General features: G+C 70.4%; 14 protein-coding genes and 1 pseudogene. 3 read left to right on the plus strand and 12 right to left on the minus strand.

What is annotated here, in order from left to right; all coding sequences use genetic code 11:
* Both BM414_RS30350 and BM414_RS28615 read left to right on the plus strand, forming a co-directional pair.
* Positions 1-446: hypothetical protein (locus BM414_RS30350; RefSeq protein ID WP_217644868.1), on the plus strand; the 446-nt coding region annotated here is incomplete at its 5' end.
* A 167-nt stretch (positions 447-613) separates the two neighbouring features.
* Positions 614-1,390 carry a hypothetical protein gene (locus BM414_RS28615; RefSeq protein ID WP_139245977.1) on the plus strand — a complete coding sequence of 259 codons (777 nt, stop codon included), beginning with the start codon at positions 614-616 and terminating at the stop codon, positions 1,388-1,390.
* Positions 1,391-2,026: 636 nt separating this feature from the next.
* Here the strand turns inward: BM414_RS28615 and BM414_RS21570 are convergent.
* On the minus strand, positions 2,027-2,263 hold the full coding sequence (locus tag BM414_RS21570; protein WP_093582849.1) for a hypothetical protein: 237 nt from the start codon (positions 2,261-2,263) through the stop codon (positions 2,027-2,029).
* Between the two features lie 461 nt (positions 2,264-2,724).
* Between BM414_RS21570 and BM414_RS21575 the strand changes: the two are divergent.
* Positions 2,725-3,283: pseudogene (locus tag BM414_RS21575) on the plus strand (transposase family protein); the annotation flags it as partial.
* A gap of 89 nt (positions 3,284-3,372) precedes the next feature.
* Here the strand turns inward: BM414_RS21575 and BM414_RS21580 are convergent.
* The 11 genes from BM414_RS21580 to nadD all read right to left on the minus strand — a co-directional run bounded on the left by BM414_RS21580 (position 3,373) and on the right by nadD (position 23,727).
* The gene (locus BM414_RS21580) at positions 3,373-4,899 is read right to left on the minus strand and encodes a hypothetical protein (RefSeq protein WP_093582851.1); all 1,527 of its coding nucleotides are present in this window, start codon (positions 4,897-4,899) and stop codon (positions 3,373-3,375) included.
* Complete coding sequence (locus BM414_RS21585; protein WP_093582853.1) at positions 4,899-8,690, minus strand: hypothetical protein; 3,792 nt, start codon at positions 8,688-8,690, stop codon at positions 4,899-4,901. Before BM414_RS21585 ends, BM414_RS21580 begins: the two co-directional genes overlap by 1 nt.
* Entirely contained in the window at positions 8,687-11,416 is a 2,730-nt protein-coding gene (locus tag BM414_RS21590; protein WP_093582855.1) for a hypothetical protein, read from the minus strand. Before BM414_RS21590 ends, BM414_RS21585 begins: the two co-directional genes overlap by 4 nt.
* 7 nt (positions 11,417-11,423) lie before the next feature.
* A complete protein-coding gene (locus tag BM414_RS21595; protein ID WP_093582857.1) occupies positions 11,424-14,816 on the minus strand; it encodes a DUF6603 domain-containing protein in 3,393 nt (1,130 codons plus the stop codon).
* Positions 14,816-17,554 (minus strand): hypothetical protein, encoded by a 2,739-nt coding sequence (locus BM414_RS21600; RefSeq protein WP_139245978.1) that lies wholly within the window; start codon positions 17,552-17,554, stop codon positions 14,816-14,818. The genes BM414_RS21595 and BM414_RS21600 overlap by 1 nt, the downstream gene beginning before the upstream one ends.
* A gap of 991 nt (positions 17,555-18,545) precedes the next feature.
* Positions 18,546-19,376 (minus strand): PASTA domain-containing protein, encoded by an 831-nt coding sequence (locus BM414_RS21610; protein WP_093582863.1) that lies wholly within the window; start codon positions 19,374-19,376, stop codon positions 18,546-18,548.
* 132 nt (positions 19,377-19,508) lie between these two features.
* Positions 19,509-20,540 (minus strand): ComEA family DNA-binding protein, encoded by a 1,032-nt coding sequence (locus BM414_RS21615; protein ID WP_093582865.1) that lies wholly within the window; start codon positions 20,538-20,540, stop codon positions 19,509-19,511.
* 137 nt (positions 20,541-20,677) lie between these two features.
* Positions 20,678-21,541 carry a DegV family protein gene (locus BM414_RS21620; protein ID WP_093582867.1) on the minus strand — a complete coding sequence of 288 codons (864 nt, stop codon included), beginning with the start codon at positions 21,539-21,541 and terminating at the stop codon, positions 20,678-20,680.
* Between the two features lie 55 nt (positions 21,542-21,596).
* Positions 21,597-22,349 carry a histidine phosphatase family protein gene (locus BM414_RS21625; RefSeq protein WP_093582869.1) on the minus strand — a complete coding sequence of 251 codons (753 nt, stop codon included), beginning with the start codon at positions 22,347-22,349 and terminating at the stop codon, positions 21,597-21,599.
* Positions 22,346-22,999: a ribosome silencing factor gene (rsfS, locus tag BM414_RS31015; RefSeq protein ID WP_245784892.1), complete on the minus strand. Its 654-nt coding sequence runs from the start codon at positions 22,997-22,999 to the stop codon at positions 22,346-22,348. Before rsfS ends, BM414_RS21625 begins: the two co-directional genes overlap by 4 nt.
* On the minus strand, positions 22,996-23,727 hold the full coding sequence (gene nadD / locus BM414_RS21635; protein WP_245784893.1) for a nicotinate-nucleotide adenylyltransferase: 732 nt from the start codon (positions 23,725-23,727) through the stop codon (positions 22,996-22,998). The genes rsfS and nadD overlap by 4 nt, the downstream gene beginning before the upstream one ends.
* Between the last annotated feature and the right edge of the window lie 270 nt (positions 23,728-23,997).

The raw sequence follows: 23,997 nt of genomic DNA on the forward strand, positions 1-23,997 counted from the left end.
ACCAGGACAACCAGGACAACCAGGACAACCAGGACAACCAGGACAACCAGGACAACCAGGACAACCAGGACAACCAGGACAACCAGGCCGGCGGGGTCGATGGGCCGCCAGAGGAGACATCTGAAGACGAGGTCGCCACAGCCTGTCTCTTTATTCTGCGCGCCGACGAGGACGCGGTAGTTGCATTTAATGACCTTGTCGGACGCCCCGAAGAAGAGCAGACATCAGAGGCACGCGAGGACGTGGCCACTCTGTTTGACGACGCCCGCATTCAAATTGGGCAACAGCTTGAGGACCTGCCCCCTGGGCCCGTCCTGGACGCCAGTGATCGATTGCGGGCGGAGCAGGGCGCGGTACACGATGCACTCATCGCAGGCGACCCAGTAAGCCTCGGCGAGCTTGCGGACGCTCGAGCGGCTCTCGAGTCAGCGTGCGACGCGGCTTAACCCGAGCCCGCACTCGCCAAACAGGCCAGCGCCGGGTTCCGCCGAGGGGACGTCGTGTCGAGGTCGCAACTGAGCCGACTGCTCAGCCGGGAACCACGCCCTCGGCCCAGCACTACATTGAGCTGGTTGCCAATATCGCCGGAGCGGCCACCCTCTTCGGCGCACTGTTGTACTACTTCGGGTGGAGCAGGGCGGCGGCAACCTACCGATACTTTGGTATCGAGATCGGCTTACTAGATCTATCATTTCAGGACCACTTGCTTCGAAGTGTCCGGTCGACATACTTCCCTCTCCTCGCGGCCGGCGTCCTAGGCTTTGGAGTCATTCTCCTGCATCGACGAATCGTCGACTCAATGCATGCCAAAGCGCTAGGCCTTGGCCTCGTAATATTTGGCCTGCTCGGCATGCTCGTCGGCCTAGCTGCCATCGTCCGCTTAGTGACCTTCCGGACGGCGTGGCCGGTCGTTCCCGCCGACCTGCTCGGCAGCACAACTATGATCGCCTACGGCGCCGTGGTGCTGGGTCAAGCTTTATCACCAGCGAAACGAGAGACCTACTCCATTCCTAGAGCGGCTTGGTTCGTTCTAGCAGGAGTGCTCCTGCTATTGACTATTTGGCTGGTGTCCAGCTATGCCAGCTACCGCGGCCTTCAAAGCGCGACCGCGATCGAGCGCGACCTCGACGCGCGCCCGGGCGTAGTGCTCCTAAGTGAGCAGGAGCTACACCTGCGTGGAACCGGGCTAACAGCGCAGGACGTCGAAAGCGAGGATTCCGCTTATCGTCACTGCTACAGCGGCTTGCGTTACCTCATCCGGTCCGGTAGTCGCCACTTCCTACTACCGGAATACTGGCAACGCGGCCGCGACCCAATCATAGTTGTCCACGAGAGCGACTCCATCCGCTTTGAATATCTCCCCTCGACAAGCCCGACCACCTGCGAGTGATCGGCCCGACCCGCCCGGTGCCTGCCCCGGCTAATGACTTCGTGTGCATGGTTAGCGGGGCGGCTCACTCATCAAGGACGGAGCAGGGTCGTGGCGTGTCCAGGACGCTGGCTCGTGCCGCCGCGGTCGCCGATCGCCGGGTGACGGGACTGTCCCGGGAAGTGTTGGCCGAGCTGGTCGTCGAACTAGGACCGCGCTGGCAGGCGTGCCAGGACGCGCGACTGGCCGATCGGCCGCGTCACGAGCGGCGGGAAGGGGGCCGCCTCGTCATGTTTGCGGTCAGCTGGCGGAGCAGTCAGGGGAGTGCGACGTGCTGGTCGTAGGACTCGGGCGTGTCGCTGCGGTCGAGCTTAGCCTCGCCGCGACGCGGGGAGTGATCACGGTAGAGAACATCTCTTTGCCGGGATCGTCCTCGGGCGCCATGTAGATTTCCTCGTGCAAACCCGCCTGCCGGGCTGGATCGGGCCTTCGGCGGTGCGGGTTTCCCAGCCCAGCGACCAGTCCCACGACTGGCCGGACGGAGGTGTACTTGCCGCCGATGACCATGGTCGAGATTTCGATGGGTACCGCGCGCCGGTCCTCGACCTCAGTCGCGATCTTCGCGTAGCTGTCGTCAAGCGCGTCCGGTGGAGTTGGCTAGCCGCCGAGTTTGCTCGGTGGGGTCCAGGGCTCGACGGTGACCGTGACGACCTCGCCGCCAGCGAAGGTCGCCGGCTCACCGTTGGTCAGCTTGAGCGAGGAGATCTCGCTCCCCTCGTCGGACTCAGGCGCCGGGTCAGCGCAAAACTGTTTCCACTCCGCCTGGATGAGGGCGGCATCCGGGTTGTCGCAGTCCTCGGCGGAGATCCCCGGGCGGACATCGTCCGCGCTCACTGTCCCGGTCCTGGAAGCCGGGATGTCCGCAGCGCCCGAGGAGCCGCAGCCGGCGAGTAGCACGGACAGGGCGGTGATAGCCAGGCATGGTCGGCGGTGCATGGGGTCCCCCGTCGGCCGTTCGAGTTGGATGAATCCGGAAGGTGCCGCTACCACCGTCGACGATTGAGGCGGTCATCGCCGTCACGACGATTAAGGTCAGCTACGCCCCCGAACACAAGGTATACGCCCACCAGGTCAACGCCGACACGGCGGTGCTGCAGCACCTGCATGATCTAGTCCACGGCTGCGGCGGGACGTTATTCGACCTGGAGCCCGGCGGGTATCGCGCAGGGGACTATCTGATCCCGGCTCTTCGGACTTGGGGAAGTGACACCTCAGCAGGCGGTGACCCGGCGATTGGACCGGGTGCAGGCGAACCGTACTCGCGGCGCTGCTTGTCCAGGTTGCGGAAGCCGTAGGCCGCCCGCGCCGCCGGCCATGCCTACGTGACGGTGGACGGCACCCTGGTCCGCACCGACCGCTGCCACGTTCCCGGCCCGACCCCCCGGACCGCCCGGCCCGGCCGCCAGGTCGACCTGTGGTGGTCGGGCAAGCACGCCGCCCACGGCGGCAACGTCCAGGTCATCGCCACGCCCGACGGCTGGCCGCTCTGGACCTCGGACGTCCGGCCCGGCCGCGAGCACGACACCACCGCCTGCGCACCCATCCCGAGGCACTGCCGCTGCTGGCCGAGTGGACCGACGACCAGCACGCCGCCCTGGCCGATCTCGGCTACGAGGGCGAGCGGGCCGCGCTGACCACACCGATCAAGAAGACCTCCGACGCGCCGCTGACCGACGACCAGCGCACCGTCAACCTGCTGCACACGGCCACCCGCGCCGCCGCCGAACGCGGCAACTCGCTGCTCAAGACCACCTTAAGGCACTGCGGCGGGTCAGCCTCTGCCCGTGGCGGATCGGCGCGATCACCGCCGCCGCCCTCGTGCTCCTTCATCACCAGCACGGCCGATCCACATGATCATAGACCGGGCCGAGTTGTTACTGGGAATGGCTCACTCGCTCTGCCACCTGAACCAGAGACTGACTACGTCGTACGTCCCTTTGTGCTCACTGCTGGATCAGGACGTCAAATTGCAGCCGCATGGTGGGGGATACTGCGAGTGGCACGCGGCGCCGCTGTTTCCATAGGACTGGCCGCCCATCCGTGCGGCGCCCGAGCATGTGGCGACGCTCGAGCTGGAGGCCGTCGATCGGGATGGCGGCCGGTTCGATTCGATGAATAGATTTCGACTCCTGGTTCCTGGGGTTCGGCTGCAGCAGAGTGGTTTCCGGCAGTGGCATGGGGTCGGCAGGCCTCTTGCTCAGGTCTGCCAGTCGGCCCTGCACCAATCGTCGGGGTTGCCCGTCGCCCCCCTCGAGTAAGTACGGGTGCCAGTGCGGTGGCACCTCGCTGCTGGCGCGGTAGGCGTAGCGGGGCTGAACGGTCGCGTCGGCTTCCTGCGCGACCACATCGGGCTGGTCGTCGGATCCTGGACCGAGGGTGGGTTGGTCGCGTCCGGCGATCCGCCGCTCTACCGCCCATACGAGGTTCGCGTCCTCGTCGACGCCGAAGTCGACCTGGTCCGTGACCGGCCCGGCAAGTGCGGTCGGGACGGCCGGCCAGAGGACCAAGGACCGTGGGTTCAGCCCGGTGACGGCGAAGAGGGTCCAGCCGTCGTCGGGAGGCTGGAGGGTCCACGGCTGGTCGAAGGCGTCGATGACGGTGACGTGGTGCAGGGTGAGTATGTGCCCGGCCTCGACTGGGATGGGGAAGGTGAACCAGTCGTCGGAGTGTGAGCTGACGAGATCGAGCAGCAGCACGGTGGCGAGGTGGCCGCGGTCGGGGGCGTAGGCGCCGAGGTCGGTGCGGGTGTCCTCGATCTGCCACCAGCGCGGGTGGGGCGCGCCCGGGTACTGGATCCTGGTTGCGAGGACTTTGGTCGCGCGGGGTAGCGGATCCGGTTCGGGTATGGGGGCGCTGGCGTCGACCGACCACCAGTCCAGGCTGCCTCCGTCGTGCCGGCGCAGGGTGAGAGTGGTGGGGCCGGCGCGGAAGTCGGCGTCGTAGGCGAGTTCGGCGGAGTTCCACAGATCGCGGGGTGCCGGTCGAGGCGGGCGCTCGGGGAACCACTCGTCCAGCAGTTCCAGCGGACCGCGATCCTTAAACAGCAATCGCCCGTCGAGGCCGGTGCCGTTGAGGACGTCGTAGGGGACCGGCAGGTTCTTGAGCCGGTACTTGGCGTCTTCGGGTAGGGAGTGGCCGGCGTCGGTGGCGGCGCGCGCGACGGCGCGGCCGAGGGTGATGCGGCGTCCCACGGTCCAGAAGTCGTCCGGCTCGGACTCGATGATGGCCTCCGCGGGCACAACCCGCGGGTCCTGGTGCGGGTTGGGCGCGCCGGGCTTGATCGCCACCCGGCTGGCCTGGTACTCAACCCGGACCGGTGAGGCGGCGTCCTCGCCGTGGTGTTCGCCGAGTTGCCATTGCCGGCCGAGGAACCAGACCGGGTCGGCGACCTCTGCGGCCAGGCCGCGGCTGAGGTCGGCGTAGTGGTGGGTTGGCTCGAGCCGAAACACGAGGTCGTAGCGGTAGGGCATCAGATCTCCAAACCGCTGGAGGTGTCCCCGGTGGCCGGCAGCAGCGGCAGCGGGGCGACCCCGGCGATCTCGTCGAGGTCGGCTGGAGTCGCCATCCGGGCGTGAGCCAGTTCACGGGTCTCGGCGACGATGCTGACCAGCGTGGCCTCGTCCAGCGGGCGGTCGGGGTCGGGTGGGACGGCCAGCAGGATGGCCTGCGGGGCCCGCGCCCCTGGGGCGTCGAAGCCGAACGCCGCGGTGGCGGTGTGTTCGGCGCTGGGAATGGTCTCGGCGAAGCGGTCGAGCAGCCCGACGGCGAGGATCCGGTCGGGCGCCGCCTCCGCTAGGTTCACATCGGGCGGCGCGTAGGCGACCACGAGGCGGCGGTTGTCCTCGGGGTCGGTCTGCCACGGGTCGGCGGGGCGGTTCGTCCAGGGTGTCCAGGGCGGTCCGCTGCCGGCCGGGGTGCCGGCGGCCAGCTGGAACGCCTCCAGCCGGGCCAGCGGTGGCCGTACCGGCGCGACGTGGGACAACCACGCGGTGTTCAGGCCGCCGCCGTCGCTGTCGACAGCAGCGACGTCGTGCAGGGGCGGCAGGGCGTCGCGGCGGAGTCGTCCGAGGATGGCGATCTGGCCGGTGGGCGAGGACAGCGCGGCGATGGCCGCGGCGAGCCCGGCCGGGTCCAGCGCCTCGGCCGCGGCGTCGTCGGGTGCCGCGGCGAGGCGCTCCTGTAGCTGGCGATGGGCCCGGTGGATCTGGTCGGCGAGCGGATCGACCGCTGCTGGGTCCGGCTCGGGGGCGATGCCCCAGCCGGTGGCCAGCCGCAGGACTGCTCGCCGTTCGTCGGCGCCGGCGCCGGATGCCGCGGTGAGCCGGTCGGTCAGTGCGTGCGCGATCGCCCGCAGTTTCCCCAGGCGTTCCCGAAGCTCAGCAACTTCGGCTCCCGTTGCATCAGCGGGGATGGCGGTGGGGGTCTCGGTGGTGTCTTCGGCCACGGCGGGGATACGGCCGAGCAGGGCGACCAGACGGACGGCGCGCTCGTAGCGGATGCCGCCGTCTCGGTCGGTGACCGTGGTGCCGGAGCCGGACGCTGTCTCGGTGAGCAGCCGTTCCAGCGTGCCAAGTGGGAGGGCGAGCGCGTCGGCCGGTTCCAGGCCGAGGTCGGCCAGCCGGATGGTCGCCGTCGTACCGTCGGGCAAGCTGAGCTGCCATCGCCACTGGCTCGCCGGGCCGAGCCGCGCGATCAGGAGCGCGGCGGTGGCCGGGTCGCCGACCCGCGCGGGCCGGGTTTCCGCCAGGGCGAGGGGATCGTCGGGCAGCGATGGCGCAGTGACGTCGGGGAGGGCAGTCAGGCAGGTGGTCTGGACCGCGCGGCCGTCCCGGCGGGTCTGCAGCACGTCGAGGACCGGTGGCCGGGCCAGCCCGGCCGCGGCGTCCAGGGCCGCGCCGGCCAGCGCGGCGCGGCCGTCTACCACGTGGTGGACGGCCTCGGCGACCAGCAGGTCGGCGTAGACCTCGACGGCCTCGCGCAGCCGTGCCAGCTCGTCGAGGACGTCGACGGGCAACCGGAGCGGGGCCAGATTCGCGGCCAGGACGCGTTGGCCGTCACAGACCCGCCGACCGCGGTGCTCGTCTCGGATCGGAAAGAGGTCGCGCAACGTCTCGATCGTGATCGGGTCGCCGACCGCCCGCTCCACCTCCCGGCCGAGCACCTCAGCCGGATGGGCGCCGCCGCGGACCTCGTCGGCGAGCCGGGCGGCGCGCCGCACCCGGTCGGAGGTCACGTCCATGTGCCAGCGGCCGGGTTCGGGGTCGTTGATGGCGCGGTCGCGGATCAACGCGGCGGTCAGCGCCTGCGGGTGGGACGGAGCGGGCAGGAGCCCTCCCGCGGTCGGCCCCGGCCGCCCGGGCCGCGGGCGGTCGACCCAGCCGTAGCCGCCGAGGCGGGGCGGTCGAGACGACAGGCTCTGTAGGCGGCGGCGGGCGATGCCGACCACCCAGGGATCGATCCGGTGGCTGGCGCAATCAATCGTGGCCGGCAGCACCCGCTCGAGATCGGTGTCCGGGACCTCCCCGAGCGTCTCCAAGGCATCAGTGAGGCGGCGCAGCGCGATGGCCGGCTCGGTGTCGGCAGCGAGGTCATCGGGGGTGACGGCGCGGATCCATTCGGACAGCACCTGCGGGACGTCGGGCCGCGCCGCGACCGGATCCAGCGTGCCCGCCGGGACGCCGAGCTTGTGGCGGCCGATGTCACCGAGGGCGACCTGCAGGGAGTAGACGGCCAGCCGTAGCAGCAGGCTGCTGAGCCGCTGCCCCACCGCCTCCGTCACCGTGCGGGTGGAGGCGAACGCCGTGGGCGTCTGGCCCGCGAGGCGGACCAGGCTACCGAGCAGGCCACCCGCGATCTCCCCCTCCGATAACCCGATGGGCGTCACGAGGGGAAGTTGCAGCGAGTGATGTGTTCCGCGGGCGGAGTACCGCCGTCGGGGTCGGATGCCGAGCTCGGCGACGAGCGGATAGGTCCGCTCCCACTCGGCGATTAGCCCCGGCCAGGTGATCGCATGGTTGGTGCCCAACAGCCCGGTGAACCACAACTCCGTCGGATGCATCCGCCGCAGCGCATACCCGGGAGAGGCCGGTGGCCGGGCGAGCAGCTCGAGCAGGTGCTCGGCGCTGGCTCCGTGCACGGTGCCGCGCCCGGAGGACCGGGCGGCCTCGGCCCACCGCGCCCGCAGCGTGACCAGCGGCCCGCGCAGCATGTCCTCGGCCGGCGGGTCGTCCTCGGCCGGCACCCAGTCGGCCACTGAGGTCGCCGGAAGCAGCCCGTATGGCTGGCTACCGACACGCAGCGTGGGGTACGGCCCCAGCGGGTCGACGTTGTTCGCGGCCCACGCCGCGACGCGGTCGACGGCCTGGCCCAGGCCGAGCACGTCGGTGAGGGTGTGCCCACACAGTGCCGGCCACAGGCCGGTCAGCAGCAGCCGGGCCCGGGTCTGGTGCGGCCGGGGGTCACCGGGCAGCGGGCCGAGCAACTCCCGATCTCCGGTGAGCGCCAGGCTGATTTGCCGCTCGCGGGGAACCGCGGAGCGGTGCAGCAGCTCCAGCCACGGCATCGGGTCCTGGCCCAGATCGGCGGCCGCCGCGCCGTTGACGGTGTTGGTGGGAGTACCGGGCGCCAGCAGACCGAGCCGGCCGGCGTCGCGGTGCCGGGCGAACAGCGTCGCCGGTGTCATCGAGCCCAGCCCGACCACGTAGAGCGCGTCGATGTCGTCGGTGCGCTCGCCCAGGTCGATCTCTGTGGCCAGGCCGGCCTCGACCGCGACGTCCCAGGACTCCCACCACCGCCGCTCCTCCGGGTCGTCCGGGTCACCCGGATCCATGCGGCGCTTGCTGGGGTCGACCAGGAGCAGCGTTGTCGCGTGCGCCGGGCGCTCGCCGCCTCGGGCGAGCCACACCTGCAGCTGGTCGGGGAAGTCGACCAGCTCGGTAAAAAGGGAGTCCTCGCGCAGCCGGTCCGGCCGAGCGACGCGCCCGGAGCCCAGACCGGGGTCCGGCGGGAACGTCCGCACCAGCCAGGCCGCCCGGCCCGGCCCGTGCTCGGCGGCGAAGACACGCCACGCGCCCCGTGCTTCGGGACGCTTGTGGTCGTCACCGGCGACCGCGAGAAACCGCTCCAGGCTCCTCAGCTCGGCCGCGGACGGCAGCGGGTCATGCCGGTCGAACCAGGGTTCGTCCGGAATCACCCGCAGCCGCAGCTTGTTGCCGTCGAAGCGGGTCTCCAGGCGCAGCGGCAACAGCACGGCGGTCGTCACGGCCCGCCCCCGGGGACCAAGTGATCGCCTCGGATCAGCACGCGCACCGGGTCGTCGAAGGCGCGGTCGGCGAACTCGGCACCGTCACGAAACGTGTCGGCTTCCCCGGCTTCCGGCACGTCGTTGCGGAACCGGAACCCAGACGGCGGCTCCTCCAACGCCACCCACCGGCCGAGCACGTCCTCCGGCGGCACGCCGAGGAAGCCGAAGAAGGTGACGTCCCCGCCGATACGGCCCTGAAACGTCGGCAGTATGCGGCGCGCGTCGCCTGCCGGGGGCACCGAGAAGTCGAGTTGGCCGCCCTGGAGGGCCGAAACCAGATACAGCATGGTGTTCGGGTATCGGTGGAACAGCTGGCCACGGAACACCAGCACCAGGTCGCCTCCGGTCAACCCGGCCGGCCGGTGCTGCACGTCGCCCGGCCGGTGCTGCACGTCGCCGAGCCCGCTGGTGGGTGTCCAGCGCTGGATGCCGACGATGTCGCCGGCCCGATCCCCGCTGGTGTTGTCGGCCCGGAACCAGAAGGTGCGCACGGGCGTGCAGCCACTGGCGACGCGGAAGTTGCGCCAGCGAAGCTCCTCCAACAGCCGGGTGTTCAACCCGGCGAGGAAGGCGTCGACGAAGACTGGGTTGCTGCCGACCGGGACCACGCAGTCCTCGGGCAGCTGGCCCACCCCGGGTAGCAACCAATCCGGGGCCATCTCGGCGAGCTTGAGCCACACCGGCACGTTCAGGCCGGGGCACGGCTCCGGCGGCTCCGGTGGTTGGTCTGGTGGTCGAGTCACCGTCAGACCGCTGATGGTGCCCAGGACTCGGCGCCGGGCCGGCGCCTCCGCCCTGTTCGGGTCGAACGCGTCGGCGAGCTCGGCCGCGAACCGGTCGAGCGCTATCGGCCGCGATAGCGGCGGCGGCTCGGGCTTGTCGCCGAGATCGTCGAGCAGTTTCTGCAGGTCCTCGGGATCGTCGATGAGGTCGTCAAACCGGTTCTTGAGCGCCTCGAGCAGCGGCTTGGCAGTCGCCGCGTCGAACTTCGGGTCGTCCTCGCTCTCCCCGAGAGCGGCGAGCAAAAGGGTCAACGGTATCCACGGCATTCGCGGGAGCAGCGCTTCACCCATCTGGCGGTCGGTACGGCGTTGCACCTCGTCAAGGTCGCTTTCGTGGGTAGGAAAGCGGTCCTTGCTGAGTGCTGAGAGCGTGGCGGGGAGCATGTGGTCTGCGAGCGGGTGGGGGCTCTTGCGGGTGGCGCGGGTGAGACGCTGCTCTTCAAATTCGTCGGCGTCGATAGCGATAGCGGCGAAGGGTGGTAGGCCGGCCTCGACGAGGGGTACCGGCGGGGGCGGCCGGTTGGCGGCTGGGGTCAGCTCTGCTGGGTCTGCGGCCACCGGTTCCGTCAGCGCGGTTCGCGCCGGGCCGAAGCGCAGCACGCGGCGCATGGCGGGGGAGAACCAGCCCCGCGGCAAGGGCCGGTCGTCGGCGGTGGCGAGTGCGTCGACCGGGCCGGCGGCGGTCACCACACGCGGCAGGGCGGGCCCGAGCAGCCACATCCGTCGCTGGGGATCGGCCGGGAACCGGCGCCGCCACAGCGCCTCGGACGCGGCGAGTCCCAGGTTGAGGTGCCGCACCCGTTCCGCCGTCACCTCGAGCGCACCAGCCTGCTCGGCCGCCTGCTCGGCCAGCTCCTCCTGAAACTCGACGGCCAGTCGCAATCCGAGTCCGGCCACCCCACGGTGCCGCGGGTCGCCGTTGAGCGCCGCACCCCAGGCCGCCTGGTCCGCGTCGTCGTGCCAGGCGCTGCCGTAGTGGGGCAGCCCGACGATCGGCCGGCCGGTCTTGTCCTTTTCCGGCGTCCGCAGCAGTGCGAGATCCTTGAACACCTTGTCGGGCAGCGGGTCGTCAGGAGGCGCGCCGATCGCGGTCAGCGCCCCGGCGAGCGTCATCGGCGGCACGTCCTTCAGCCGCTCGTAAATCAGCTGCGTCCGACCGATGGAGGGGTCCGGGTCGCCCGGCTGCCGCTTGTCGGCGAGGGATCCGAGCCGGTCGGCGAGGGTGCGGAAGTCACCTCCGGGTCCGGTCCGGAACTGCCAGGTTGCATAGACCGGGAGGGTGACCGGGCCGGCCTGGTCTGTGCTCCACGCGTTGCGCAGTTCGCCGTCCACGACGACGAACATGGGTACCAGTACCGCGGTGTGCCGGGCGCCGGACGCGAGCGGGCCGCGGCGGGACAGCAGCCGAGCCAGCGTGTGGTCACCCACTTCCTGCACGTGCGCCCAGGTCGGCGACTTTCTGAGCGGATAGTCGCGCAGCATCGACTTGGCCAGCGTCACCGTGTCGCCGGCGACCTCGATCTCCTCGTCTGTCCCGACCAGCAGCGCCAGCCACGGACGCAGCCGGCGCTCGGTCGCGGCGGGGGTCCGCTGCGGCGTGTACCGCCAGGGCAGCGTCGGGTCGGCGAACTCCACGTACGGGCACATGGTGGTCTCGGCGTCGATCGCGCCGGGTGACGGGAAACGGCCGGTGATCGCGCCGCGGTGCAGCCCGTCGACGTCGCCCGGGCCGGCGAGCAGCACCGTGAGCTGGGCGGTCTTGCTGCCTGTGACGCCACCAGTCGGGTCGGTGCCCGTGAGCTGTACCGTCGTCCTGGCCCGTGGCCGGGCCTTCTCGACGCCGTCGACGAGTGCGCCGACGGCTGCTCGCCGCCAGCCCCGAAAGATGACTTGGGTAACCATCGTTTCCTCACAGGTCAGTAAGGGTGAGGAGGTCTCCGACTGGCACGGCGACGGCGTTGCGCGCGGCCCGGGCGAGCTGGTGCGCCTGGGCCTCTCCCGTGGCGGCAGCCAGTGGCTGACCGGCGAGGTCCAGCACCTGCCACAGCTCCGGTCGAATCTCGATCTCCGGCGCACGGCGCCCCCCATCGAGACGGCCTTCCCGTACCAGAGCGGCCTCCACCAGCCACCGCGGCGCCTCCAGAGGTTCAGCGCGCCTCCGGGGCGGTTCTGGCGCCGGCAGCCGAATCTCCTCCACCTCCACCGGGTGCGATATCTCAATAGACACCGCGTCCGGGCCCGTCCCCAGCCGCACCCCCGACGGCAGACGCTCGAACGATCGGCGGGTCAGCGCCTCCGCCTCGGTCAGCTCCGTGAAACTGCCCGGGGCGAACCAGTCCAGCTCCTCGCCCGACACCTCGGCACCGCTGGCGGTGATGGTCTCGACACGCCGCAGAGGCGACCCCTCGAACCGTTCCAGCAGCAGCCCCAGCGGCGCGCGGGTCTGTTCCCACACGATGCCGGTCGGCGGCAGCACCGGCCTCGGGGAGGAGGGCAGCGGGCGCAGAGACACCCTCACGTCCTCGCCAGTCGCCCGAAGATTCGCCGGGTCGCGCAACTCGGCCGCCAGCACATCCAGCGCGCTGGAGACCGGGCTGACGGTCGGCGGTGCGTCGCTGCCCAGTTCGAAAGTCTTGCTGGCGCAGATGTCGATCCACATCACTTCGATGCACGCCCTGGCGGTGAACCGGACCGGCCCGGGCCCCGACAGGGTTCCACTGACCGTGATCCCGGCGAAGGTCCGGCCCCGCCACTGCACCTGCATGCCGACGCTGAAGGGGGCCTCGAAGTGGAACGGCTCGAGCCGGATCAGCGCGTCGAACTGGAAGAATCCGCGTACCCGCAAGTCCCCCTTGAGTTGGGCGACAACCTCCGCGGACGCGCCGAACTGCACCGTGTTCGGCGTGATCGCGAAGTACCCCTCCAGACGCAGACGCAGGGCACTGTCGGCAGATCCGGACGATAAGGCCAGCCGCGTCAAGGTTCGCGGCACTACGAGCGATCCGGGCGCGAACTCGGGATGGAAGCCGCCGGCACTGAACAACGTGTACGGCTCGGCACCCCAACTGGCACGCAGCATCAGCCCGCCGGTGACCGGGAAGGTCTCCAGCAGCCGCGAGTTGACCAGCACCGCGTCGAACGCGAACGTGCTGTGCACCAGATCCAACACGCCGACAAAGTCACACCGCAGCCGCAGCAGCGGCCCCTCCGCCAGCGGGTTCTCAACACTGGCCTGAGCCGTGCCGAGCACCACCGCCCGCGTCGGCCCGGGGAACTCCAAGAACACCCCGACGTCCAGCGTCACGATCTTGGCCCACTGCAACTGCAGCGTCGGGCCGACTACACACACCCTCTCAGCCGGGGGGAACACCGCGTCCAGCTCGGTGAGCGCCGCTGGCAGGTCACGCAGCGGATCCTCGGATGACAGCAGACGTCTGGCCGTGCCGCTCGCGTACCGCTCATGCAACGCGTCCACGTCGATCCGGCGGTTGACCCCGACGAGCCCGCCAACCTTGATCAGCGTGACGCCGAAGCCGAGTTGGATCCCGGGAAAGAAACGCGCCGACAGCATCACGAGCAGCGAGAACCCCGGCTGCCCGCCAGGCAACCTGGTGTCGAGCACCCCGACCGCCCGTACGCTGACCTGCTGCAACCGCAACGCGAGCGCGCCGGAATAGCGGCCGCTGCCCTCGTCGTAGCCAACGAACCCACCGCCGGAAACCGGACCGGCGGCCACGACCATTCCCGCGCCTCTCGGCGGCCGAGAGCCCAGGGACAGGTCGAGATCGCCGAATGCGCCGGGCGGGCCACCGTTCAGCGGTTGGAAGCCCAGCTCGACCCCGGCTCCGTCGATGCTGAGAAGTACTGGCCCGAGCTCAGCCTCGATCCGCGCCGAGGCGCCCACGGCGAGGCCTGACCCGGAGGTCACGGCTTCGAACTCCAGCTGGGTGATCTTGACACGGCCGAGTTGAATGCTCGTCGCTATTGCGACCGCCAGCGAGCCGCTTCCCTGAAGGATCAGGCCGTGCCGGGAGGACCACACCAGGGTTAGCCCGACTGTCAGGCTGGGCGCCTTCCCCTCCAGCAGCAGGCTGAGGAAGTCGTCGTCACCGGCGAGATCGAGGACCGCACGCAGGACCGTGGTGCCAAGGACCACCCGCAGGTCCGGCGCCGTGGCTGAGCCTTGAAGCTGCAAGCCGAAGGCGACATCGGCAACTTCGACCCGGCTGGTGTCTCGGCCGCCAACGAGGAGCCACGGCTTTAGTGGAGCACCACGCAGGATTGCGCCGGCGTCGAGGACCGCCGGTGCGCCCGCCAGCCGCGGAGTAACCGAGCCAGGCCGCAGCTCTACGCCCACCGCGCTGTCGGCGGCAAGTCCGCCGGCCAACTCCAGTTCGAAGAGACCGCCGGCCGGAATGGTGGTGCCGAAGTCGCCTTCGGCGTACAGGCTAACCAGGAGTCCATTCGGCGCTAGCCGAGGTTGGTCAGCGGGTGGGATAGGCAACAAGGACAGGCCTAGCTCGACGTGGGCCCCGTCCACCTCACGCCAGCTGACTAGCGGGACCTGGACCTCGCGCAGTCGGTCCAGCGCGGGATTGTCGGCCGCGAAATAGGTCATCATCAGCGGATGGTGTGCCATGCGGCGGCTGGCGGGTATGCCGAAAGCATGCGCAGCCCGCTCCAGCCGGGCGGTCAGTTTCTCGTGGTCCAGGGGCCCGCCCCAGCCGTACACCTCGGCGGCCAGCACCGCCGGATCCGCAATCAGCTGGGATAGGCGCTCCCAGCGCAGTTCGATGCGGGTATACCCGATCCGGCCGGGCGTCCTATCGGCGGCCACGGGCTGCAGCTCGATGACCCCGGCGAGGAGCAGGGACGCGAACAGCGCGGGATGGTGCAGCTCAAGGTGGTTGGCGAACAGAGTTGCGGCAAGGTCGACCGGGAAGGTCCGCCAGAACTCCGGCCGGTCCAGTGGAGTCGGGCCGGTGGGCTGGTCGGTCGTAAGATCATGCAGTACTGCGAACAGGGCGATGGCGGCGTCGAGCGTATCGAGCGCGTCCTCCATCGCCAGGTCGTTGACGCCCACGCGCCCGTCCAAGGCCTCGACGAGGTCGGCGAGCCGCCGCTCGAAGCCGAGCGCCGCGACGAACACCTGCACCGGATCATCGGCGTCCTCGGCTACCCGCCAGCCGTGGTCAAGCAGGAGTAGCCGGAACGTGTCTGGTGTGGCCACCGCCTCCTCGAGGGGCCGCAGCACCTCGCGCAACGTGCGGGCGAGATTGACCACGAAATCTGTGCCAGCCATCAGAGTTCTTCCAGTGATCGCTGCACCCCGAGCTGGTCTGGCACCTGCTGGGTGTTGGCCGACACATCGTCATGCAAAGAGACGTCGTACCAGCGGATTCGGTCGTAGATTTCGTGGAACATAACCCGAATCACCCGGTCGAACCGGGCAGGATCGGTGGCCGCAAGCTGCGCCAGCTCGCTCTTGCGGTCCTGGATCTGCATTGGATTGAACACCCCGAGCGCTCCGGCCAGATTGGCTAAGTCAGCCACCTGCATACCGCCGTAGGTGTAGAGCACCCCGGTGCCCTGCTCGAGGATCACCTGGTACGCGTCGAAGTCGGGGTCATGAGCCCTCACCTCATAGCTGACCGACCGCGCACCCAGGTCTAGGGCTACCTCGACGTGCTGGTTGGGCGGCACGAGCGGCGCGCCGAGCGTGGTATGTGCGCCCTGGTCGAGCCGGCCCGTCCTGCCCCAACCGAGAAACTGGGGCCGGTCGAGCGCCCCCGGCGTCGCGGGCAGCTGTCCGGACTGGGTGACCGCGCCCCAGCGCCAGTGCAGATGGGTGCATAGGTCTGCGCAGAAGGGCGCCGGTACAACCTCCCGCCCACCGTGCAGACCCATGCCGGGATGGACATGCAGATTATCGTATGCGCCCTGCCGACCCCATTTTTCGACCGTCATGGTGTACTCCTCGTCCCCGGCCGGCCACCGCACCTTGATCTCGCGGTCGAGGCCGCCATCGAGGTTGGCGCCGGTTAGCTCGCCGCGACGATAAACAGCGACGAATCGCCGACTGCCGCTCGACAGTGGGGTCACGTAATCGAATAGCCATGACCAATGAGGCAAACCTGGCAGGTTCCGAGTCAGGTGCCCCCGCCGAGCGACCGCGCCGGCGAATTTCAGGGCAAGCCGATCAGGAAGAAAATTGCCGAGAGAGGGGTCCAGGACGGTGGCTAGAAGTCGGCCGCTCTCCCACTCGGCTCCCCACAGCCCCCACTCGGGGACCGCCTCGCCGCTACATTGAATGAAGACTTCTGATACGTCCTCTCGATCCCACTTATAGGTGCTGTCGTCGTCGCTGGAATTGCTGTCCGTTGTCAGCGTTATCTGCTGCGTCCCCGTGAGGAAGTGGTGCAGATCGGCATGGACCGGCAGGTCGGTCGGGAACACGTTGCTGGGGTGCAACCTGATAGACCCAGCCAGCCAGTCGATCTTGGACAGCCGTCCCGTCTCGGATTTGGGCGGACGCCGGTAGCGGATCGACATCTGCGGATACAACTTGTTTCCGATGGCGGCTCCGCCAGGGTCGAAGTCGTTGTTCTTGTCCTTAAAGGTGACGCTCAGCACCGCCTCGACGCTCCAATGTCCAGGAATCCGCCAGGTTAGGGCGAGTCGCACTGCACCGAGGAACCCGCCCGTCGTGCTGTTGCTAGTGGCGTCAGTCAGCACCTGTAGTTCTGGTGCCTCGGCTGTATTGGCAAAGGCCTGGGCGAAGGGCAACACTTGTTCCTGTTCCCCGGCGAACTTCACCCGCGGCGCGCTGAACTCAATCCGGCTGAAGATCTCCTCGACCTGCGAAAACGGGTCGCCGGGCCGGTTCTTGAGTCGTACGTTGACCAGTCGCAACCCCTGCGCGGGCCCAGGTTCGACGCTGCAGGCCCACGCTGGCTGTGTGCCGACCTCGAGGTCGAACGGATCGGTCGCAGGCTTGGACTCTCCCGTTTTCCACCCTACGGTGTCGCAGATCGGCCGCTGCGAGTCGATCAAGATCCGCGGGCGGCGGCCGAGGTTTGTGTCCCGCCAACTGTTGAGCTGCTCGCGTAGAGCGGCCCAACATGGTCGGCAGAATTCCACGCCAGGGGCCTGGATGGGTAGTGCCGTTGAGTTGGGCTGCCGGCGCATCAAGCAGTCGAAGTCACCTCGCAATACGCCGAATCGGTAACCGGCGCCGCCTTCCACTAGCTGGGTTCGTCCAGTCGCTTTTCTGATAGTGCTCTCGTCCGGCTCCTCGCCCTGGTGGGGGTGAAACGTGAGCGTGGTTTTGCGGTCGATGCCCCAACCGGGTGGGAAGCCGATGACCTCTTGCGCCCGCCCGCCGGCGGCCAACTCCGCGCGCTGTGACTCGGTCAGTACGAGGATGTTCGGCCGCGGTTCCACCAGGGTCAGTGGAGCACGGCGAAATTCCAGCCCAGGCAGTTCGAATTCGTCGGACAGTTGGGCGAACGTCTGGGCGACCCCGCGGACGAGCACCTTGCCCCAATGCTCGCCGGCGACGACCACGGCGACGAGTGGCACCGGGTACCGCGGCGTCGACGTCAGCTGGTACAGCTCGGCCGGCTGGTCGCCCTTGACAAGTACGGCGACCAGGGAGCCAACTCGGCCTTGCCGACCCTGCTCGGGCCATACGCGTATGGCCGACTCTTCGGTGACACTACCCTCCCCGAGTACCCGCAGGCTCGTCGTGGCCAGATAGTTGCGGAGATTGTCCTGTTTGGCCTCGACTATCTCAAGGTGGGCGCCGAACTGTTCCAGACCGAGATCGCCAGCCTGCTGGTCCGCATACACCGAAATTGTCCGCTTCGCCGGCTCGAGGGTCAGCACGTCGTTGAACGGCGGAACCGACAGGATGCGGTGCCATGCGTCCTTGACCACATCGACAAACTCATGGCCGAGAGCAAATCCGTGTCCAAGTAGCAGCAGGCTGAACCCAGTCAGCGGGTGGCGACCGGTTGAGTTGGTTAGAGAAAAAATCACGACGTGCTGCCCACGTTACGTGTCAACAAGCATGTTTGGGTTGCGGGTGAGGCGGCCAGGCATTCATCGCAGCGTAGACTTATCTTGGTGACGTTCGGAGCGCCTATGGCGGCATCCCTTGTATCGCAAAACAAGCTGAAGGTCTCTAGTCGGCGCCACCGGCGTCCTGCCCCGCTCGCGCCAGTGGAACCAGTGGGACGACGGGCGACCGGACCGGCAGGTGCAGGGCTAGGGACGGTGCGGCTCCGTTCCATAGGGCCGGCGAGGCGTCGGCGAATGAGAAAGAAGCCGCAAGCGTTGCTGCTGAGTGCTACCTCCTCGATGGCGCCCAGGCGAATAACCACGGAGGTCTGCCCGAGGTTTACGACAAGCTCCAGACGGAACGGGACGCGGAAGGTCGTCCCCCCGACGTAAACCAGAACCTTGGAAGTTTGACTTGAGGTCAGCCGGTCCCCGTCCGTGAGCACGACCATGGCCTCTGGCTTCACTGGGCTGCTGCGCGTGGTCTCCGCTGCACGCCGCAGCTCTCGAAGCGTGGCCAGCCAGCGGGCGAGCGGTCTTGCACCGTCTTGGTCTAGGCAGGTCACCGCAGCATCCAGAATCCGCCTGTCGAGCAGCCGGTACGTCGCCTCGAGCAGCCGATACTGACCGCCCATCCGAGCCTCCGCCATCCTCTCGGCCAGCAGCTCGCTGGCCATGGCCGCGAGGATGGTGTCAGTGTCGGCCCCGCCGGCTGTAAGCGCCCGCACGCTTGTCGGGCTCCTCGATTCAGCTACGGGCATCGCGCACCTCCTGAAGATCCAACTGAGCCGGCTCACGACGGATTTCGAAAAGCAGGTCCAGGCTTGCCACAACCGCGTTGAGGCATCCGGGATGGACCAAGCCGTTCGCGCGACCTCGGTGCGGGCCTGCTCGTGGAGCCAGCGACGTTCCCGTCGACGGCGGCGGGCTTGCGGCGAGCCGACCGTCGCGGCGAGCAGCCCGGCCAGGGCTAGAGCGGCGGCCACAACCACGGGGATCCACCACGAAAAGGACTGCCCATCGACAACCCGCGGTGCGGCCTCCAGCTCCGCAGCCACGGAGGTGCCCGGGCCACCTCATCGCCGGGTAGCGGGTCCTGCCGGACGACGCGTTCTTCCGAGCCAGCCAGCTCGGCCAGGCGTAACTGATCATGCAGGGCGGCCACGGCCTCCTGCTCGGTCAAGCCGACGAGGTTTGGGACGACGACCAGCGGGTCTGGAGGGCCCTCGGTCGTGGGCGCACCTCGCGTCAGGATCGTGAGGGGGGCGCTGCCACCGCACGAGGAGATGACTCTGTAGTCGGCCGGGGAGACGTCGGCCGGCACGGAAACGGTCACCGGGGCAAGCACGCCCGTCGCGCCGTCGAGCGTCGCGGGCGCGAAGGCGCCGTCGTCCCCTAGGGCCAGGTTCACAGATGAGGCTGACCGGCGAACCCGGCTGACGGGGCAAGTGCCAGTCGCCGTTACCTCCTCGCCGGTCGCGACACGATCGGGCGCGAGGCTGAGGAATGGGGACACCAACACGGTGAAAGGCTTGGTAACGGGCGTGGTGCGACCGCAGCTCGAGGCCATGTCGTACGTCCCGTCCGCCAGGCCAGCCGTGATCGGGACAGTGACTTGCTCGAGTTCTTCGTCGATGACCGGGACGTCGGAGGCGATGACGGTTCCCGCCAGGCTCAGGTCCGTGGCACCGGGGAAGGACGTATCAACGCCGTCTGACTCCCCGGAGCAGCGGCCGCTCACGGTCACCTCACTCCCGGCGACGGCTGCGGGCGGGTCCACGACGGCTGCGGGCGGGTCCACGGTGAGGGCGTCCTCGCAATCGGGAATGCTCGGGCGGGTGCGACAGCGGCGCCCATCCCTAGAAGTCCCAGGACCGCCGTCAGTACGAACGCTGCCGTGACCGACGAGTTACACATCCCGGTACCCCCACGGTCAGCGTCCGAAGCTCGCTGCATCATTGGGACCCGTTTGGGCGCGGCGTCGTTTCGTCCGCCAGGCGTTCCGGCACGGCGAGTACGGGACGACCATGGCCAGTGACAGCGGGTCGCACACCTTTGGCACGGGACCTGCGAGAAGCAGCTGCTCTCGCGCATGCCCAGCAGCCGGTGTAGGGCTCTCCGCCGGCTTAACACATGCCCATCCGCACAGATGTCGGTTGGTGAACCGGCCGTGCTGCTCGCGGTGGTCGACGATGCGCTGCGCCAGGACGGGCCCGATGCCGGGCAGGGCATCGAGGTCGGCGACCGTGGCGGCGTTCAGGTCGAGCGGCCCGGCCGGCGCCGCTCCGCCGGTGGGGCCGGACGCCGGTGCCGCCACGCCCGGGACGCCCACGGCCACCTGCTGGCCGTCGCTGACGACCGCGGCCAGGTTGACCGACGCGGGATCGGCCTCGGGCAGGAAGCCGCCGGCCGCCGCGACCGCGTCGGCCACCCGCGCGCCCTCCGGCAGCGTCACCAGGCCCGGCGAGACGACCAGCCCGACGACCGAGACCACCACGGTGCCGCGGGCCTCGGCGACCTCGGCGGCCTCGCCCACCGCCGTCCCCTCGTTGTCGTCCTCGACCGCGGGAACCACGGCGGGGACCACGGTGGGCTCCGGTGCCGGCGCGACCTCCGGCCGCTGCAGCCAGGTCCAGCCGCTCAGCGCCAGGGCGGCGAGCAGGCCGGTGAGCCACAGCGCCGCGTTGCCGCGCCGGCCCGGGTCGACGCGGACGGCCCGCCCCGGTGCCTGGTGGCGGCCGAGGCCACCGGGCAGGTGCTCCTCGCCGTCGTCCCCGGAGGCGTCGTCGGGTGCGTCGTCGGGGTCGTGCGCGGTGGGGCGCAGGAGCGCGACGCCGGTGCGGGGCGGGTCCTCGAGCGGGTCGTCGTCGGGCAGCCAGCCGGAGCGCCGGCCCTCGTCGAGCAGCACCCGGAGACGGGCACGGATGACGTCGGCGGCGGGATCGCGACGGGAGGTCAGGCGCACCTGGCGGACGCTAGGCAGACCGCCCGGCCGGGAAGCCGCGGGGCGGCAGGCTGTGGACGGCCGGGCCGGCTGTGGACGGCCTGGGCCCGGGAGACGGCGGGCCGGTGCAGGCTGCGCCCGTGTCCGCCACCTCGCCCTCAGTCCCGGTCGCCGTCCTCGGCCGGGGTCACCACCACGCCCACCGCGCCGGGGCCGACGTGCGCGCCGATCGCCGCGCCCAACTCGCTGACGAACAGCTCGCGCACGTCCGGCACCGCGCGCTGCAGCTCCGCGGCCAGCTTCTGAGCGCGGTCGGGAGCCGCGAGGTGGTGGACGGCGAGGGAGGCACCGGGACCGCCGGCGGCCTCCGCGGCGCGCTGCACCAGCCGGGCGAGCGCGCGGGCGGACGTGCGGACCCGCTCCAGCGGGACGACCTGCCCCCCGGCGACGTGCAGCACCGGCTTCACCGCCAGCGCCGTCCCCAGCAGCGAGGCCGCGGCGCCGATGCGCCCCCCGCGCCGGAGGTGCTCGAGCGTGTCGACGACGAAGAACGTCCGCGTGCGCGCGGCGGTGCGTGTGGCGACGGCGGCGACCTCGTCGGCGTCGCCCCCATCGGCGGCGCAGCGGGCGGCGGCGAGGACGGCGAAGCCGGTGCCCATGGCCGCCGACCGCGAGTCGAGGACGGTGACGACGTGCTCGCCGACCTGGGCGGCGGCCAGCCGGGCGGCGTCGCACGTGCTCGACAGCTCCGCGGACAGGTGGATCGAGACCACCCGGTCGGCGCCCTCGGCCAGCCGGCGGCGGTAGGCGGCGACGAAGTCACCGGGCGTCGGCCGCGACGTGGACACCTGCTGGCCGCGGGTGGTCAGTGCCCGGGCGACGTCCCCCGGGGTGATCTCCTCACCCTCGCGGCCGGAGTGGCCGGCGAGAACCACGTAGAGCGGCACCACCTCGATGCCGTAGCGCGCCACGACGTCGGCCGGCAGGTAGGCCGTGGAGTCGGTGACCACGGCGACGGGCATCAGGGGAGGCTAGCCCGCGCCCGGCGGACGGGCGGCCGGTGTCCCTCGAGCAGGGTCAGAGGACCGCGTCGGCGTCCTGAGGGGGCGGCGGCGCGGCACCCTCCGGCGTGGCCGCGGCATCCGCCGGAGCAGTGGCCGGGCTGCCGGGTGCCGGTCCCTCCAGCCTGCCGGGCAGCGCGGTGACGACGGTGTTGTGCCGCATCAGCCGCCAGCGCTCCCCCTGGCGGGCCAGCTCGCTCCAGCCGCAGTTGGCCAGCGGCCCGAACACCCGGCGGTGCTGCGGGCCGAGTTCGAGCAGCGCCTCGATGAGCCGCCCGGCGGTGCCACCGTGGGTGACGACGACGGCGACCTCCGCCGGCGGCAGGTCCTGCAGTGCGTCCAGTGCGCGACGCGCCACGTCGGCGGACTGCTCGCCACCGCGGCCGTGCACAGGGCGGCCGGCCAGCCAGTCGGCGTACTGCTCGGGGTGGCGCTCGGCGACCTCGTCGCGGGTGAGCCCCTCCCAGGAGCCCAGGCCGTGCTCACGCAGCCGCTCGTCCAGGCGCAGCGGCACGCCGAGCACGTCGGTCAGGGCGGTCGCGGTGTCGGCGGCGCGCACGAGGTCGCTGGCGACGACGACCGTGCTCCCGGGGCTCAGCCCGGTGGCCACGAGGTACGGTGCCGTGCGCGCGGCCTGCGCCCGGCCCTCGGCGTCCAGGGGCGGGTCCAGCTGTCCTTGGAAGCGTCCCGTGGCGTTCCAGTCCGTGCGCCCGTGCCGCCAGACGACCAGCCGGGGCACCGGCAGGTCGAGCGCGGCGAGAGCCGTCACCGGCCGGTCGTCCCCGCGTCCCCGCCCTCGGGCGCGGAGCCCGGGACGGAGCCGGCGCCGTCGTCGAGCGTGAGGTCCTGCGTGGGGTCACCGTCCATGACGTCCTCGTCGGCCAGGTCGTCCTCGGTGAGGTCCTCGGTCGGGTCGGGCACCAGGGACACCGGGTCGGAGCTGCCCGGGTCGACGTCGTCGGCCGACAGGGTGCCGCTGCCGCTGGAGGCGCTGCCGGTGGAGGCACTGCCGCTGGAGGCACTGCCGCTGGAGGCACTGCCGGTGGCCGCGGCCGGGACGGCACGGTCGACGAACGGGATCGTCGGGCAGTCCTTCCACAGCCGCTCGAGGGCGTAGTACGCGCGCTCCTCGGCGTGCTGCACGTGGACGACGACGTCGACGAAGTCCAGCAGCACCCAGCGGGCCTCGGCGACGCCCTCCCGGCGGACCGGCTTGACGCCGTGCTGCCGCAGGCGCTCCTCGACCTCGTCGACGATCGCCTGCACCTGGCGCTCGTTGGGGGCCGCGGCGAGCACGAAGGCGTCGGTGATGGCGAGGCGGTCGCTGACGTCGACGATCGAGACGTCCGTGGCGAGCTTGTCCGCGGCGGCCTGGGCGGCGAGCAGCGCGGTCTCCCGGGCCTCGGCGGAGGCGGTCATCGGGGTACCTCCCGGAGGTGGGCAGCAGATGGGTCGGTGGCGTCAGTGTCGGTGCCGGTGTCGGTGCCGGCGTCGGGTGCCGGTGGACGGTCGTGGGCGGGCCGGTCGGCACGGGGACCCGGGGTGCGCCGGCCGCCCGGCGCCGAGCGGTAGAGGCCCCGCTTCTCGATGTACTGCACCACGCCGTCAGGGACCAGGTACCAGACCGGCATCCCGCGGGCGACGCGGTCGCGGCAGTCGGTGGAGCTGATCGCCAGCGCCGGGATCTCCACCAGGCTGACCGCCCCCTCGGGCAGGTGGCCGTCGGCGAGGGTGAACCCGGGCCGGGTGACCCCCACGAAGTGGGCCAGCCGGAGGAACCGGTCGCTGTCGCGCCAGCTCAGGATCTGGGACAGCGCGTCGGCGCCCGTGATGAAGAACAGCTCGGCGTCGGGACGCTGGGCGTGCAGGTCGGAGAGGGTGTCGATCGTGTACGTGGGGCCGTCGCGGTCGACGTCGACGCGGCTCACGGAGAACCGCGGGTTGGAGGCGGTGGCGATGACGGTCATGAGGTAGCGGTCCTCGGCCGGGCTGACCTCGCGCTCGCTCTTCTGCCAGGGCTGCCCGGTGGGGACGAAGACCACCTCGTCGAGGCCGAAGAGCCCCGCGACCTCGCTGGCGGCGACCAGGTGGCCGTGGTGGATGGGGTCGAACGTCCCGCCCATCACGCCGATCCGGGTCCCAGCCACCGATCGAGCCTAGCCGGGCACTCCGGTGGCGGCCCGGCTGGACCGGTCCCGCGAGGACCGGTCCGCGAGGAGCCCAGATCAGACGCGGACGGCGGACGGCCGGGCGCGGGACGCCGCACCCGGCCGCCGGGACAGGACGTCCGGCTGCGACCGGCACCCCCGTGCCGTCGGTCGCACGGCCCGGCCGCCGTCCGCGACGACGGCGTCCGGGCCGGGCACCGGTGTCGCGACCGGTGCCCGCGCTGACCAACGGCCCGACGGCCCGACGGT

It is taken from the genome of Geodermatophilus amargosae (assembly GCF_900116515.1).
Taxonomy (GTDB): domain Bacteria; phylum Actinomycetota; class Actinomycetes; order Mycobacteriales; family Geodermatophilaceae; genus Geodermatophilus; species Geodermatophilus amargosae.